The following is a 14,602-nucleotide window of genomic DNA, read 5'->3' on the forward strand; positions in this document are numbered from 1 at the left end:
TGACAATCATTCTTTAAATATTACTGGCTATTATTAGTATCAGTCAAAATCCATCAACTAACAACCACAACCTATCAACCTATTTATCGATCCATTCTCACAATTCGAGGCTGGAAAGTTCCCAGAATATCAACTAATTCACTTTGTGCATTCATCACTTCATTGATGTCTTTGTAAGCCATTGGAGCTTCTTCTGCATTTCCGCCCATCAATATGACATTTTTGAGTTTCAATTCTTTCTTGATGTCATTTTGAGTGAAAAGACTTCTGCATTCTCCTCTCGAATGTGCTCTCCCAGCTCCGTGAGAAGCGGAATTCAAAGAATCTGGATTTCCTTTTCCACGAACGATAAAGCCTTTTGCCGTCATCGAGCCGGGAATCATTCCCAATTCATTTTCGTTCGCCGGAGTTGCTCCTTTTCTGTGAACAATCACTTCTTTTCCATTGTGAATTTCCTTCCATGCAAAATTGTGATGGTTTTCAATTCTCGCCTTTACTCTTCCGCCGACAGCTTTTACCAATCTTCTGTGAATATCGTCATGACAAGCCGAAGCATAATCTCCTGCCAAATTCATTGCTGTCCAATATTCCAATCCGAGGTGCGTACTCAAATCCAGCCAAGCAAATTGTTGTGCTTCTTTTGGTAACGGACATTGTTCTACTGCCACTCTCGAATAATATTGAGCAATTTCAGCGCCCAAACCGCGCGAACCACTATGTGAAAGAATTCCAAGATATTTTCCTTTAGGAAGTCCGATTTGTTCGTCTTCTTCCGTAATTTCAACCTCTCCGAATTCTACAAAGTGATTTCCGCCTCCGGAACTTCCCATTTGCTTGATGGCTTTTCCTTTTAGTCTTCTTAAAACCGGAATCATATCAAACGTATCTCTGTCGAAAATTTCATACTCGACGTGAGATTTATGTGTTTCATACATCCCGAATTTCGTATGCTCGGCAAGAGCTTTCTCGTATTTATCTCTTGCTCCGTCAAGATATGAAATAGGAGTATCCAAAATACTCAGGCTCATTCTGCAACCGATATCCATCCCGACTCCATAAGGAATTACGGCATTTTCTACGGCAAGAACTCCTCCGATCGGAAGTCCGTAACCGCTATGTGCATCAGGCATTAAAGCGCCCTGCATTGAAATTGGAAGTTTCAATGCGGTATACAGCTGGTTTTTTGCTTCTTCCGAAATATTGTTTCCGAAAATCTGAAAAGAAGCACGATTGGTATTCAACATTCTTTTTTCAGTTTTTTTCGATGAAAGCAAAGCTTCTGCGATTTGTCCGAACGTTAAATCTTTCTCGAAGTTTTCCGGATTTTGCAGAATTTCCTTTAAAAGAGATTTCACATGATGAATATTTTTTGTTGCAAAATTTCTTTTCATGACTTCCAAAGCGATGTTGACACTCTGATTGTTCGGATAGCCTATTTTTAATATATCTTTTCCTTTAAGTTTTAAATTTCCCATTGTTTTTTGTTTTACAATTTCAGGACATTTTCGTCCTCTAATTTTTCTGCAATCTCTATTGCAGAGATGTTGTAGTGAAAGTTTTTTAAGCTTTTCATTTGATCACGTCTGTACTTATCTTTCCATAGAGTGGGTTTTCCATAGATCTTTTTATGAACAATTCCCGCAATTTTATGCTGACCTAAATAAGAATCGAGCTTGTCAATTTCCTTCTCTAAATCTGAATCTAAAGGTTTACAATGAGTAATCATATTGGGTTGTACTCTCAATACAAATCTCCATGGTTCGATAAATTCGTAGTAAATGTTATCCCTTTTTCTGAACGGATTGTATTCTTCTCTTTTTAAGAAATACTGTTTTTCTCTTGTCGTTAATCCTAATTTATTCCATTGACAGGCTGAAAGCTGAACCAGCTTTTGTTCTCTGTCAACATAGATTCTTCGTCCGAATTTTCTTTTCTTTTTTAAGAATTTCCGGGTTTCGGAATACATCTTTGTATTGATTTTACTCAGAATTCCTACGAAGAAATCGCCGTCTTTGGAACGTTTTACATCATCTCTTACGACAAAAAATCTTACAAATCCCTTCTGATAAGGTTTTTCCAAAGGAACTAGTGGAATTTCTCTTCTTATTTTCCAAAGTTCTTTACTCCATTTATACTTTTTTCTGATCTGTTTTTCTACATCTTTTTTAACTATTCTTTTTTTGCTTCTCAGACTTCGCAATCTGGAAAACATAAGGTGATCTTTTTCCATTAATTTTTAGAAATTAGAGGTGAAATATTAGAAGCTAAACTTTAATACATCACATTAAATCTTAACCAACTAAATTTTTAGTTGAAATATTCTGTCATTTTGAAATGGAAATTTTCCTATTTTCAGAATGACATTATGGTAACCTTTTCTTAGCCCCGATTGCAGCGACATCCTTTTTTGTTGCGGCCGCAGCGAAGCGGAGGCCGTAATGAAAAAGATATAGCGGAAAGCGGGAAATAGCTCCTAAAAACTATTTGAAAAGATTCCTAAATTTTATAAAAAAAGATTTCGGGGAAACTGATTTAAGTTTGAAATATTGCGCAATAAAAAACCCGAAAATCTTACGACTTCGGGTTTTGATATTTCAATATACTGTTATTCTATGAGTGTACCAAACCACGAAGCCTTGCCTTTGCAAAAGGCAATCCTACTGTTGAATGTAAGTTGAATTTGAACATTGCTTCGTTGTTTTTTATAATGGTTAAACTTGATTTTCAGATGCAAAGATATACATTTTTCTGAAATACAAAATAAATTTTTACTTTTCTAAAAACTTTTCCAAAATATCTACTGCACATTTTGGAAGGTTGGTTCCGGGACCGAAAATAAAGTCAGCACCGTTAGCATAAAGGAATTCATAGTCTTGTTGAGGAATAACACCACCTACAACAATCGTAATATCATCCGCTCCTAATTTTTTCAACTCTTCTACAACTTGCGGAACTAACGTTTTGTGACCTGCGGCTAATGATGAAACTCCCAAAATGTGAATATCATTTTCAACTGCCTGTTTTGCCACTTCTTCCGGCGTCTGGAATAACGGTGCCACATCGACATCAAATCCCATATCTGCAAATGCCGTTGCTACTACTTTTGCTCCTCTGTCATGACCATCCTGTCCCATTTTAGCAACCATTAGCCTTGGACGACGACCTTCTTCTTCTTCAAATTTCTGAGTAAGGTTCAGGGCTTTTTCAAAATATTCGTTCTTTCCTGCATTCATGGCATAAACTCCTGAGATTGTTCTGATGTTTGCTTTATATCTTCCGAAACTTTCTTCCATCGCATCACTCATTTCGCCAAGAGTTACTCTTCTACGGGCAGCTTCAATACATAATGCCAGAAGGTTTCCTTTTCCTGTTTTTGCAGATTCTCTGATCTCATTTAAAATCTGTTCAACCGCTTCTGAGTTTCTGCTTAGTTTTATTGAATCTAATCTTTCGATCTGTTTTCTACGAACTTCCGTATTATCAATGTCTAAGATTTCGATTTCGTCTTGTTTCAGGTCAGATTTGAATGAATTTACCCCAATGATAAATTCTTCTCCGCTATCGATTTTTGCTTGTTTTCTCGCAGCAGCTTCCTCGATTCTCATTTTTGGAATTCCGGCTTCGATCGCTTTTGTCATTCCACCTTCCTGCTCAACCTCATCGATGTATTTCATGGCTTCTTCAATCATCTGCTGAGTAAGACTTTCCACTAAGTTACTTCCTCCCATCGGATCTACCACATCGCAGATTCCGCTTTCCTGTTGAAGAATAATCTGAGTATTTCTTGCAATTTTTGCAGAATAATCTGTAGGAAGTGCAATCGCTTCATCCAAAGCATTTGTGTGAAGAGACTGAGTTCCTCCCAAAGCTGAAGATAAGGCTTCAATTGCCGTTCTTGTAATATTATTGAAAGGCTCCTGCTCCGTTAAAGACCAACCTGAAGTTTGTGAATGTGTTCTTAATGCTAAAGATTTCGGATTCTGAGGATTGAATTGCTGTAACAAATTTGCCCAAATATATCTTGCAGCACGCATTTTTGCGATTTCCATGAAGTGATTCATTCCGATTGCCCAAAAGAAAGATAATCGTGGGGCGAAATCATCAACATTCATTCCTGCTTTTATTCCTGTTCTTACATATTCCAAGCCATCTGCAAGGGTATAAGCCATTTCAAGAACCGGCGTAGCTCCCGCTTCCTGCATATGATATCCTGAAATAGATATTGAGTTAAACTTTGGAATATTTTTAGAAGTATATTCAAAAATATCTGCAATGATCTTCATAGAAGGAGCAGGCGGATAAATGTAAGTATTTCTCACCATGAATTCCTTCAAAATATCATTCTGAATGGTTCCTGAAAGTAATTCCTGAGAAACTCCCTGTTCTTCTGCCGCTACAATATAGAAAGATAAAATTGGTAAAACCGCTCCGTTCATCGTCATAGAAACTGAAATCTGATCTAATGGAATTTCATTAAACAGAATCTTCATATCTTCCACAGAGTCGATTGCCACTCCTGCTTTTCCAACGTCACCTACCACTCTCGCATGATCTGAGTCATATCCTCTGTGCGTCGCCAAATCGAAAGCCACCGATAGTCCTTTTTGTCCTGCCGCTAAATTTCTTCTGTAAAAAGCATTTGATTCTTCAGCTGTTGAGAAACCTGCATACTGACGAATCGTCCAAGGTTTCTGAACATACATGGTAGAATATGGTCCTCTTAAGTAAGGAGCAATTCCCGGAGAAGTTTCTGTTAGTTCTTGATTTTTAACATCTTCTGCTTTATAAGAAGATTTTAACTGCAATCCATCTTTTTCGAATGGATAGATTTCCGATTTTTTTTCGGTTATATTAAATTGAGGAGTTTTGTTTTGAACTTCCCGTCTCATACTTTCAGATTTATTACCGGCTAAAATTACGGATTTTTGAAATAATAATTTTGTCTTAATTTTTAATATAAAAAGGCGATTTTACAATGCTGTAAAATCGCCTTTGTTTTTATATAAGCTCTTAATTATTTTCCAAGCGTCTTAATTCCCATTTCGTACAATGCGAAAGAAATCAGATCAGCATTTTCACCAATTACCTGCTCTGTAGAACGACCTGCTCCATGACCTGCATTTTTTTCAATTCTTAATAAAATCGGGTTTTTACACGTCTGTTTTTCCTGCAATTCTGCTCCGAATTTGAAAGAATGTGCAGGAACTACTCTGTCATCGTGATCACTTGTAATGATCATCGTTGAAGGATAACAAGTTCCTGATTTTACATTGTGAACGGGTGAGTAAGATTTTAAGTATTCAAACATTTCCTTATTATCTTCTGCTGTTCCGTAATCGTAAGACCATCCTGCTCCTGCTGTGAATTTATTGTACCTCAACATATCCAACACTCCAACTCCCGGGAAAGCCACTCTTGCCAGATCAGGACGCATCGTCATCGTTGCTCCTACCAGCAAACCTCCATTTGATCTTCCTGAAAGCGCCATGAATTCTTTTGAAGTATAGCCTTTAGCTTGTAAATATTCTCCGGCTGCAATGAAGTCTTCAAAAACATTTTTCTTTTGCTGTTTCGTTCCTGCATCATGCCATTTTTTTCCATATTCTCCACCACCACGAATGTTCGGAACGGCATAAATCCCTCCGTTTTCCATCCAGATTGCATTAACAACAGAAAAGGCTGGCTGTAAGCTGATATTGAAACCTCCGTAAGAATAGAGAATTGTAGGGTTTTTACCATTAAGCTTCGTCCCTTTTTTATAATTAATCATCATCGGAATCTTCGTTCCGTCTTTTGAAGTGTAGAAGACTTGTTCGGAAACATAATCTTCCGGATTGAATTTTACTTTCGGCTTCTGATAAATTTCAGAGGAACCCGAATCTGCATTAAATTTATAGGTAGTTCCAGGGGTGATGTAGTTGCTGAATGAAAAATATAATTCTTTTTCTTCTTTTTTACCTCCGAAACCTCCAACGTTCCCTTTTCCCGGTAAGGTAATTTCTCTGATCAGTTTTCCTGTTGTATCAAACTGCTTTACCTGATCAATAGCATCAATCATATAAGTGGCGAAGAAATACCCTCCTCCTGTGGAAATTCCTAATACATTTTCTGTTTGGGGAATAACATCCTTCCATGTTTCCGGTGAAGGGTTTTTGATGGTAGTTTTCACCAAACGCATATTCGGAGCGTCTTTATCTGTAAAAATGAAAAGATCGTCACCTTGGGTATCTACAATACTTACATTGATATCGAATCCTTTATTAATTTGTACAAAATCGCCTCCTTTTTTCAGGTCTTTGATGTATAATTCATTTCCGTTTGTCGCATTAGCCGCAGAAATGATCAAATATCTCTGATCTTCAGAAACACCCGCTCCCAAATATCTTCTTGGTGTTTTATCGCCTCCGAAAATTAGTTTATCTGCAGATTGTTTTGTCCCTAATTTATGAAAGTATACTTTGTGTTTATCTGTCATTCCGGAAAGCACTGTGCCCTCTTTCGGCTTGTCATAGCTTGAATAGTAAAAGCCTTCATCTCCCTGCCACGAAATACCGCTAAACTTTACATCAACCAATGTTTCATCGATCTGTTTTTTGGTAATGGCATCAATGATTATAATTTTATTCCAGTCACTCCCTCCTTCTGAGATTGAATAGGCTGCTAAATTTCCTTTTTTATTGAAAGATAACTGAGCCAGAGATGTTGTTCCTTTTTCTGAAAATTTATTAGGGTCTAAGAAAACTTCTGTTGATTTGGTTTTATTATCGGTTCTGTACAACACCGACTGCGCCTGAAGTCCATCGTTTTTATAATAGTAAGTATAGTCTCCTTCTTTGAAAGGTGCTGATATTTTTTCATAGTTCCAGATATCTCTAAGCTGATCTTTAATTTGATCTCTGAAAGGAATTTTTGAAAGATAATTCTGGCTGTGCGCTACTTCTTCATCCACCCATTTTTTCGTTGCTTCAGAGTCATTTTCCAGGTCTCTGAACGGATCTGCCACTGCAGTTCCAAAATATGCATCTGTCTGACTTCTTTTTAATGCTTTGGGATAAATCATTTTTTGAGAATAAAAAGTTGCTGAAAATAATACTCCAGCTGTTAGTAAAATAGGTTTAAAATTCATTGTGAAGGTTTTCTCAAAAATACGGAATGTGTTTTAAATAAAAAAAGCTTCCGAATCGACAGCTTTTACTATTTAATAAAAATTTTTATTATTTCTTTGCAATATCTATTAAGCTCATAAAATATGACTTAATGATATCCGACCTCAGCTCTTCCGAGGAAGATGTAGTATAGTAGATTTTGTCGTCTTTAATTATCTGCCTTAATGTAAAATCCATCTTTACTTCAACTTTTTTATCTGCTTTCTTTAATTCGTTAATAGTCTGAAGAAGAAATTTTTTAAATTCGGCCGGCGTTACATTTTTTATTTCAGAACGCTCCATATCTTCTAATCTTTGAGGAACTATAAAATTTGCCAAATATGTAATTTCTACCATTTTACCTGGTAAGTTATACTCATCGGGAATAGTCTTTTTACTTATAATCGTTATTGCCGTATTAGCAAGAGCATTGTTTATTACTGCATTAAGATCAATTATTTCCTTTTTACATATATCTAATGCCTCTTTAGAAACTCCATCAAATGCACCACGACTCGCAATATTAAAATCATCGTTATCGATTTTATAATCATCTACTATTCTTGGGGTATAATTATTTAGGGTGTTCAATAACGTTTTATCCTTCTTCATCGCAACATTAAAGATCATCGTAAATACCTCTTCCGGTTTCTTTACTTCCGTCTGAGCATGAAGATTCTGAGTTGAAATTAAAAAGATTGATATAATAATTAATATTTTTTTCATGATAAGTTTCAATAACTTTTTGCCCAAAAATAGAGAATCTGTTCAAATAAAAAAAGACCTCTGAGAAATCAGAAGTCTTTATATTTAGTAAAAAGAAAGGTTTTAATAATTATCCTCTTCACCTTTCATTTTTTCAGCATTTTCAGCCATGATTACCGCATCTATCATTTCAGAGATATCCCCATTCATATACGCGTCAAGGTTGTACATTGATTTGTTGATTCTGTGATCAGTAACTCTTCCTTGCGGATAGTTGTACGTTTTAATTTTTGCAGAACGGTCACCTGTAGAAACCATTGATTTACGTTGTGCTGCAATATCTCCCTGTACTTTTTGCAATTCGATGTCGTATAATTTGGTACGAAGCATTTCCATTGCCAATTCACGGTTTGCCAGCTGAGAACGTGCCTGCTGACAAACAACCACCATTCCTGAAGGTTTGTGTGTCAACTGAACTTTAGTTTCAACCTTGTTTACGTTCTGACCTCCTGCTCCTCCTGAACGTGAAGTCTGCATTTCAATATCTGCAGGATTCAGTTCAAAATCCACTTCTTCAGCTTCCGGTAAAACTGCAATTGTGATAGCAGAAGTATGAACTCTTCCTTGAGATTCTGTTTCAGGAACACGCTGTACACGGTGAACTCCTGATTCGAATTTCATAACTCCGTAAACACCTTCTCCTTCCACTTTCATGATGAGTTCTTTATACCCTTTTGCAGCTTCATTAGAATCGGTTACTTCATGTCTCCATCCTTTTGATTTAAAGTACATGGTATACATTCTGTAAACATCTTCTACGAAAATCGCAGCTTCATCTCCTCCAGTTCCAGCACGAAGTTCCACAATTACGTTTTTATCATCCGCAGGATCTTTAGGAATCAAAAGAACTTTAAGCTCTTCTTCCAACCCGGGAATTTTTTCTAACGCTTCGTTTTTTTCGATTTTTGCCAATTCGACAAAATCTTTATCTGAACCATCTGCAATAATCTCATCAGATTCTTCAATGGTATCTAACGCCCCTTTATATAGATCGTAAACTCTTACAATTTTCCCCAAATCACTATATTCTTTGTTTAAAGAAGAATATCTTTTCTGATCTGAAATAACATCAGGCTGAATAATAAGGTCTGCAACCTCATTGTATCTTTGTTTTATAGCTTCCAGTTTCGGAATTAAACTTTTAGACATAGTGAAAATTTAGTTTGCAAAGATACGGAATTGATTACGAACAAAAAAAGCCCATTTTGATAAGCTTACTGAATAAGCAATTGTATATCTTCAAAAAAATGATTATAAAAAACAAAAGGCCTAAAAAAAGCCTTTTGTCTATCAATCTAATATGAACGGAATTAGTTTTTAATCACTTTTTTAGAAATTGTCTGCCCGTTTTTTAATTTTAATTCTACAATGTACATCCCGTTTGGAAAGCCTTGCAGATTAATTTGATTATTAGTGAACTGAACATTTAGTCTTTGACCAACCATATTTGTAACATTAACTGTATCAATTAATGAATCAACTTTAATGTTCAGAATATCTTTTGTAGGATTTGGATAAATTCCGAAATTGATTCGTCTGATATCTGATGTTCCTAATGCAGACGTTTCTTTAATACATCTCAATGACTGACCTTGTGCTCTGGGACCTCCTGAAGCCGCATTCGCAATGGTTGTACCAATATAAAGATATTTCCCTCCTGAACCTGACACATCGGAACTCCAGTAATATCCTCTTTGTCCCTCATAAGTAAAACTAGCATCACTAGGACTTCTGTTACCTGCTGCAGGAAGTTTAAGTTTGCTGTTATATGCTGTCGAAGGGTTTGAAATACCTTCTGAACTCACTGCTGTTGTCCAATCTGCTTGAGTTGGTAATCTCCAACCCTGCCCAATTGCTCTGCATGGATCGACTCCGGTTTCTGAAGTAATTGCAGCAGTATTTTCTCCTGACCATTTATCAGTTAATGCATTTGTATTCCACCAATACGCACCAGTTCCGGAACCAACGATAAATGCAGTAATACCTGCTAAACCCGAAGGATTATTGACAGAAGGCATAGCAGTTGTCAGTGAATTTCTCAACTGATGTCCGTCATCCCACCTTCCCCACTGAAAAAGATCTCCATAAGAATTTGTATCTGTTTGTGAAGTTGCCACTTGTGTACTTCCTAAATTCTGCTGCAACCAAACTTTACCATCCTGACCTCTTACCGTGGTATAAGAAACGGGTTGACCTTTGTATGTAAAACTTACACAGCCTATATCTCCCGGAGTTGTTCCCGGATCTGTATTATTACAAGCAGGTGTAAGTGAAATCCTTTTTACTTTTACTCCGCTTTGAGAATAGGTAAGAACCAATGAATTATTGAAAGTATCATATTGTAAATCATTATATAAAGCAGTTCCATCGGATACGAAGTCTCCTCCAAATGTTACCCAAGTGTTGGTTGTTGCATCAAATTCATAAACCGTATTTTTTCCTCCATTAACTGACCAACCACTTGCAACAGCATATAATTTTCCGGCAGGTGTAACTGCAATAGATACATTGTATAAATCATTAGAAATTCCAAAATTGGCATTTCCGACTTGTTCCCAATCTGTCCCGTTAAATTTTTTTACGTTCAGTTTTCTATTGTTCGCAGCATTTGAAGAATATACTACATACAATTTATTATCTGCTCCGATAGCGATATCTGATGTAGCATTCACTCCTTCTGTAAATGTACTTCCTACCGAAGTTCCTCCAACGAGAGTCCATACATCTGTAGAAGAAGCTGAGAGAGAGTTTTCATATACTTTTACTCCGGATGCATTATGGCAAACATAGACTTTTCCGTTCGTACCTATTACCATTTCAGCATTATAAGGCACTCCTACTGCAATTCCCGTTGCTCCAACCTGTTCCCAAGCTCCGTTTACAAAACGTTTCACAGTCCCGGAATCCACAGATCCATATACGAAAAGAGTTCCATTTGGTGCTACTGTTGATGCCTGATAATTTGTAGTTGCAGTAAATGCATTGGGAAGCTGGCTCCATGAAGTTCCGTCAAATTTTCTAACTTCCATTCCCGCATTCGGATAGGCCCATTGATTGGTATAATATAATTTTCCGGAAGAATCTAAAGATAATGAACTGTAGGTTGTACTTGCCGTTGTTATTCCTGCCGAACCTCCTACATAAGACCATGATGTTCCGTTAAATTTTTGTACCGAACCTTTTCCTATCGCTACGTCGTAATATGAAACATAATAATTTCCCTGTCCATCAATCGATAAATTATTATAGCTCGATGTACCGGAAGAAAGATTTCCTGATCCTCCAACATCCTGCCATTGTTGAGCAGATAAATTTCCCGCAGCAACGGATAAAATTCCTAAACTTAAGCCAATTTTGGCTGTTATAGAATATAAACTTTTAAACATTTGAATATTTATTTTTATTTATTCTAAATTAATTATACTAAATTTGCGCAAAATTAATTGTATCGGATTAAGTATTGTTATCATTTTCAAACAATTAATAATCATACGGATCATTGGAAGATAAAAAATTGATTTACAAATAACTCGTTGAAGAAAAAGCCACATGAAGAACAAGAACCGGGAAGGGCAAATATATAATTCGGAGGAAATTTCTATTGTACATCACACAGATTCAAATAGAGAAAAATCTCTTTCCTCCAACTTTATTGAAGGTAAGCACAGTTTCAACCTTCTCTTTCTTTTAAGTCCTGATATTCATTTGGAAGCTAATGATTGCGGAACTCAATTTTTATTTAAAAAAAACGAATACATCCTACATTATTCTTCTGAAGAAAGCAAAGCAAAATTATGGAGTGACCACCAGGAACATTTAAAATACTTACAGATACAAATCAGGTATCAATATATTTTCAATCTTTTCAATCCTCAAAAAAACAAGGAGAGCTCTGAAATGCTGGAACAAATGACAAAAAATAATTTCATTTTCTTACACGAGCAAACTCCTCCTTTAATGACTGTGGAAATGCATATCATTCTGCAAGAAATTATTGAGTCCTCAAAAAAAGGGATGATGCAAAAGCTCTTTGTAGAAGCAAAGATTATGAAGCTTTTACTATTAATTTTTGAGCAGTTTACTGAAAAAGATCATTCAGAAAATCATTCAAGACAGCATATTCTTATCAAAAAATACATTGATGAAAATTACAATAAAAATCTAAAAATCAATGACCTGAGTAGAGAACTGGGAATTAATGAAAATAAAATCAGGAAAGAATTTAAGAAATATTACCATTCAACAATAGTTGACTATATATTGGAGCTTAGAATGTTGAAAGCCAAAAAACTAATTATTAATAAGAACATTATGATTAAAGAAATAGCCATAGACTGTGGATATGACTACGTTCAAAATTTCTCCAGAGCATTCAAAAAAAGGTTTGGGTTATCTCCGGAAAAGCTCAGAAATGGATAAAATAAAAAAACCACTAATAAATTAGTGGTTTAATATATGTTGTTTTGCTTTGATATTGCTTTTTCAGAATTCAGGTGAAAAAGCAATGACATACAAATTAATGATGTCCGTGACTATCGTGAATAAAAGGACCGTGACCTTTAGGTGAGTTATAGATAACTTCTACACCTTCTTGCTCGTAAACCATTTTACTTCTAATTTCTTCCGGATCAAAAGGAGCTACTTTACCAAAGTATTCTTTCAAACCTTCAGTCAACCACATTGGAATCACCAATCCGAAAAACATAAAAATACACCAGAATCCTACCAAGAACATGGTAATGAAATACACTGTCCAAAGGAACTGATAAAACGGCCAAAATGCTGATAACATCATTTTACTTAATATTTTAGGCAAAAATAGAACTTTTTTCCTTTTTACACAAAAGATACAAGCCTATTTTTATTATTTATTTTGATTTTAATCTAATTAATGAGCAAGAGCTGCAAAGAAATCATTTCCTTTATCATCTGTAATAATGAATGCAGGGAAATCTTTTACTTCAATTTTTCTTACCGCTTCCATTCCTAATTCCGGGAAATCAACAACCTCAACAGACAGGATATTGTCTTTTGCTAAAATTGCAGCAGGACCTCCGATTGAACCTAAATAGAAACCTCCATATTTTCCGCAAGCATTGGTTACATCTGCAGTTCTGTTACCTTTTGCCAACATTACCATGCTTCCACCATGGCTCTGGAATTCATCAACATACACGTCCATTCTTCCTGCAGTGGTAGGACCAAAACTTCCTGAAGCCATTCCTTCCGGAGTTTTTGCCGGACCAGCATAATAGATTGGGTGATTTTTGAAATATTCAGGCATCGGTTTTCCGCTGTCTAGAATTTCTTTGATTTTTGCGTGAGCAATATCTCTTGCAACGATTAATGTTCCGTTTAGCTTTAATCTTGTTTTGATTGGATATTTTGAAAGTTCTGCTAAGATTTCCGGCATTGGCTTATTCAAATTAACTTCAACAGCTTCTTCCAAATGTGGTGGTGTGTCCGGCAAAAATCTCTTAGGATCTTGCTCTAATTGCTCTAGGAAAATACCTTCTTTTGTAATTTTCCCTTTGATGTTTCTGTCCGCAGAACAAGAAACTCCCATTCCAACCGGGCAAGATGCTGCGTGACGAGGAAGTCTGATCACTCTAACATCATGCGTTAAATATTTTCCTCCAAACTGAGCTCCGATTTCACTTTCCTGACAGATTTTCTGCACTTTTGCTTCCCATTCCAAATCTCTGAAAGCCTGCCCTGCTTCATTTCCTTCAGTTGGAAGGTTGTCGTAATATTTCGCAGATGCCTTTTTCACAGCAGCTAAATTCGCTTCAGCAGAAGTTCCACCAATTACCAACGCTAGGTGGTAAGGCGGACAAGCCGCTGTTCCTAAATCTGAAATTCTCTCCTTTACGAAAGCTTCCAAAGATTTTTCGTTTAGTAAAGATTTTGTCTTTTGATACAAGAAAGTTTTGTTGGCAGAACCTCCTCCTTTTGTTAAGAATAAAAATTCGTAATAATCTCCTTTTTTAGCATAAATATCAATCTGTGCCGGAAGATTGGAACCAGAGTTCTTTTCATCAAACATCGTTAAAGGAACAACCTGAGAATATCTTAAGTTTCTTTTTTGGTACGTATTGTAAATTCCCTTGCTTAAATATTCACCATCATCAACTCCCGTGTAAACATTTTCTCCTTTTTTACCCATCACAATCGCCGTTCCTGTATCTTGGCAAGAAGGTAAAGCTCCTTCTACCGCAACAGCAGCATTTTGCAATAAGTTATAAGCAACGAATCTATCGTTATCAGTAGCTTCAGGATCGTCAATAATTCTTCTCAAACTTTCCAAATGTGAAGAACGAAGCATGAAAGAAACATCTGCCATAGCCTCTTCAGCCAATAGTTCAAGACCTTTCGGATCTATTGTCAAAATTTCTCTCTCTCCTAATTTTTCAACTTTTACATAGTCTGATGTAAGCTTCTTATACACCGTATCATCTTTCTGAATCGGATACGGATCCTGATATCTAAATTCCATTTCAATTTTTTATTGAGTACAAAAATACGGCTTACCAAAAAAACATGAGTAAAATCAGTGACTTAGATTGATATTTATAATGATTATAAATTGCGAGGTTTTTCATTATTCAGTAATTTTATAATCTAAGGTTGAGGCTAAGATTCAGGTTGAGATATGCCTTAAACTAAACCTCAGTCTTAGGCTAAACAGAAAT

General features: G+C 36.0%; 10 protein-coding genes. 1 reads left to right on the forward strand and 9 read right to left on the reverse strand.

The genetic code is table 11. The features are described from left to right. Positions 1-83: 83 nt before the first annotated feature. From LV842_RS04125 to LV842_RS04155, 7 genes are all read right to left on the reverse strand, one after another. On the reverse strand, positions 84-1,475 hold the full coding sequence (locus LV842_RS04125; RefSeq protein WP_233110197.1) for an RtcB family protein: 1,392 nt from the start codon (positions 1,473-1,475) through the stop codon (positions 84-86). Positions 1,476-1,486: 11 nt separating this feature from the next. Next, complete coding sequence (locus LV842_RS04130) at positions 1,487-2,230, reverse strand: hypothetical protein (protein ID WP_233110198.1); 744 nt, start codon at positions 2,228-2,230, stop codon at positions 1,487-1,489. 538 nt (positions 2,231-2,768) lie between these two features. Continuing rightward, positions 2,769-4,889 carry a methylmalonyl-CoA mutase gene (gene scpA / locus LV842_RS04135; RefSeq protein ID WP_233110199.1) on the reverse strand — a complete coding sequence of 707 codons (2,121 nt, stop codon included), beginning with the start codon at positions 4,887-4,889 and terminating at the stop codon, positions 2,769-2,771. 125 nt (positions 4,890-5,014) lie between these two features. Next, positions 5,015-7,126: a prolyl oligopeptidase family serine peptidase gene (locus LV842_RS04140; RefSeq protein ID WP_394801197.1), complete on the reverse strand. Its 2,112-nt coding sequence runs from the start codon at positions 7,124-7,126 to the stop codon at positions 5,015-5,017. 88 nt (positions 7,127-7,214) lie between these two features. Further along, positions 7,215-7,898 carry a hypothetical protein gene (locus LV842_RS04145; RefSeq protein ID WP_233110200.1) on the reverse strand — a complete coding sequence of 228 codons (684 nt, stop codon included), beginning with the start codon at positions 7,896-7,898 and terminating at the stop codon, positions 7,215-7,217. Between the two features lie 75 nt (positions 7,899-7,973). Beyond that, positions 7,974-9,059 carry a peptide chain release factor 1 gene (prfA, locus tag LV842_RS04150; protein ID WP_233110201.1) on the reverse strand — a complete coding sequence of 362 codons (1,086 nt, stop codon included), beginning with the start codon at positions 9,057-9,059 and terminating at the stop codon, positions 7,974-7,976. 161 nt (positions 9,060-9,220) lie between these two features. After that, entirely contained in the window at positions 9,221-11,296 is a 2,076-nt protein-coding gene (locus LV842_RS04155; RefSeq protein WP_233110202.1) for a T9SS type A sorting domain-containing protein, read from the reverse strand. A 163-nt stretch (positions 11,297-11,459) separates the two neighbouring features. Between LV842_RS04155 and LV842_RS04160 the strand changes: the two genes are divergently transcribed. Continuing rightward, positions 11,460-12,329, forward strand: coding sequence for a helix-turn-helix domain-containing protein (locus LV842_RS04160; RefSeq protein ID WP_233110203.1), 870 nt, complete (start codon positions 11,460-11,462; stop codon positions 12,327-12,329). A 97-nt stretch (positions 12,330-12,426) separates the two neighbouring features. On the opposite strand, the gene LV842_RS04165 is transcribed toward LV842_RS04160, so the two are convergent. Then, a complete protein-coding gene (locus tag LV842_RS04165; RefSeq protein ID WP_233110204.1) occupies positions 12,427-12,705 on the reverse strand; it encodes a hypothetical protein in 279 nt (92 codons plus the stop codon). 93 nt (positions 12,706-12,798) lie between these two features. After that, complete coding sequence (locus LV842_RS04170; RefSeq protein WP_233110205.1) at positions 12,799-14,406, reverse strand: fumarate hydratase; 1,608 nt, start codon at positions 14,404-14,406, stop codon at positions 12,799-12,801. Positions 14,407-14,602: the final 196 nt, after the last annotated feature.

The sequence above is a fragment of the Chryseobacterium gwangjuense genome (assembly GCF_021311115.1).
Taxonomy (GTDB): Bacteria; Bacteroidota; Bacteroidia; order Flavobacteriales; family Weeksellaceae; genus Chryseobacterium; species Chryseobacterium gwangjuense.

What these genes read in the sequence shown, in the direction of transcription:
- LV842_RS04170 (WP_233110205.1), bottom strand. Translation starts at nt 14,406, where the DNA reads ATGGAATTTAGATATCAGGATCCGTATCCGATTCAGAAAGATGATACG.
- LV842_RS04165 (WP_233110204.1), bottom strand. Translation starts at nt 12,705, where the DNA reads ATGATGTTATCAGCATTTTGGCCGTTTTATCAGTTCCTTTGGACAGTG.
- LV842_RS04140 (WP_394801197.1), bottom strand. Translation starts at nt 7,126, where the DNA reads ATGAATTTTAAACCTATTTTACTAACAGCTGGAGTATTATTTTCAGCA.
- LV842_RS04130 (WP_233110198.1), bottom strand. Translation starts at nt 2,230, where the DNA reads ATGGAAAAAGATCACCTTATGTTTTCCAGATTGCGAAGTCTGAGAAGC.
- LV842_RS04155 (WP_233110202.1), bottom strand. Translation starts at nt 11,296, where the DNA reads ATGTTTAAAAGTTTATATTCTATAACAGCCAAAATTGGCTTAAGTTTA.
- scpA (WP_233110199.1), bottom strand. Translation starts at nt 4,889, where the DNA reads ATGAGACGGGAAGTTCAAAACAAAACTCCTCAATTTAATATAACCGAA.
- LV842_RS04160 (WP_233110203.1), top strand. Translation starts at nt 11,460, where the DNA reads ATGAAGAACAAGAACCGGGAAGGGCAAATATATAATTCGGAGGAAATT.
- LV842_RS04125 (WP_233110197.1), bottom strand. Translation starts at nt 1,475, where the DNA reads ATGGGAAATTTAAAACTTAAAGGAAAAGATATATTAAAAATAGGCTAT.
- prfA (WP_233110201.1), bottom strand. Translation starts at nt 9,059, where the DNA reads ATGTCTAAAAGTTTAATTCCGAAACTGGAAGCTATAAAACAAAGATAC.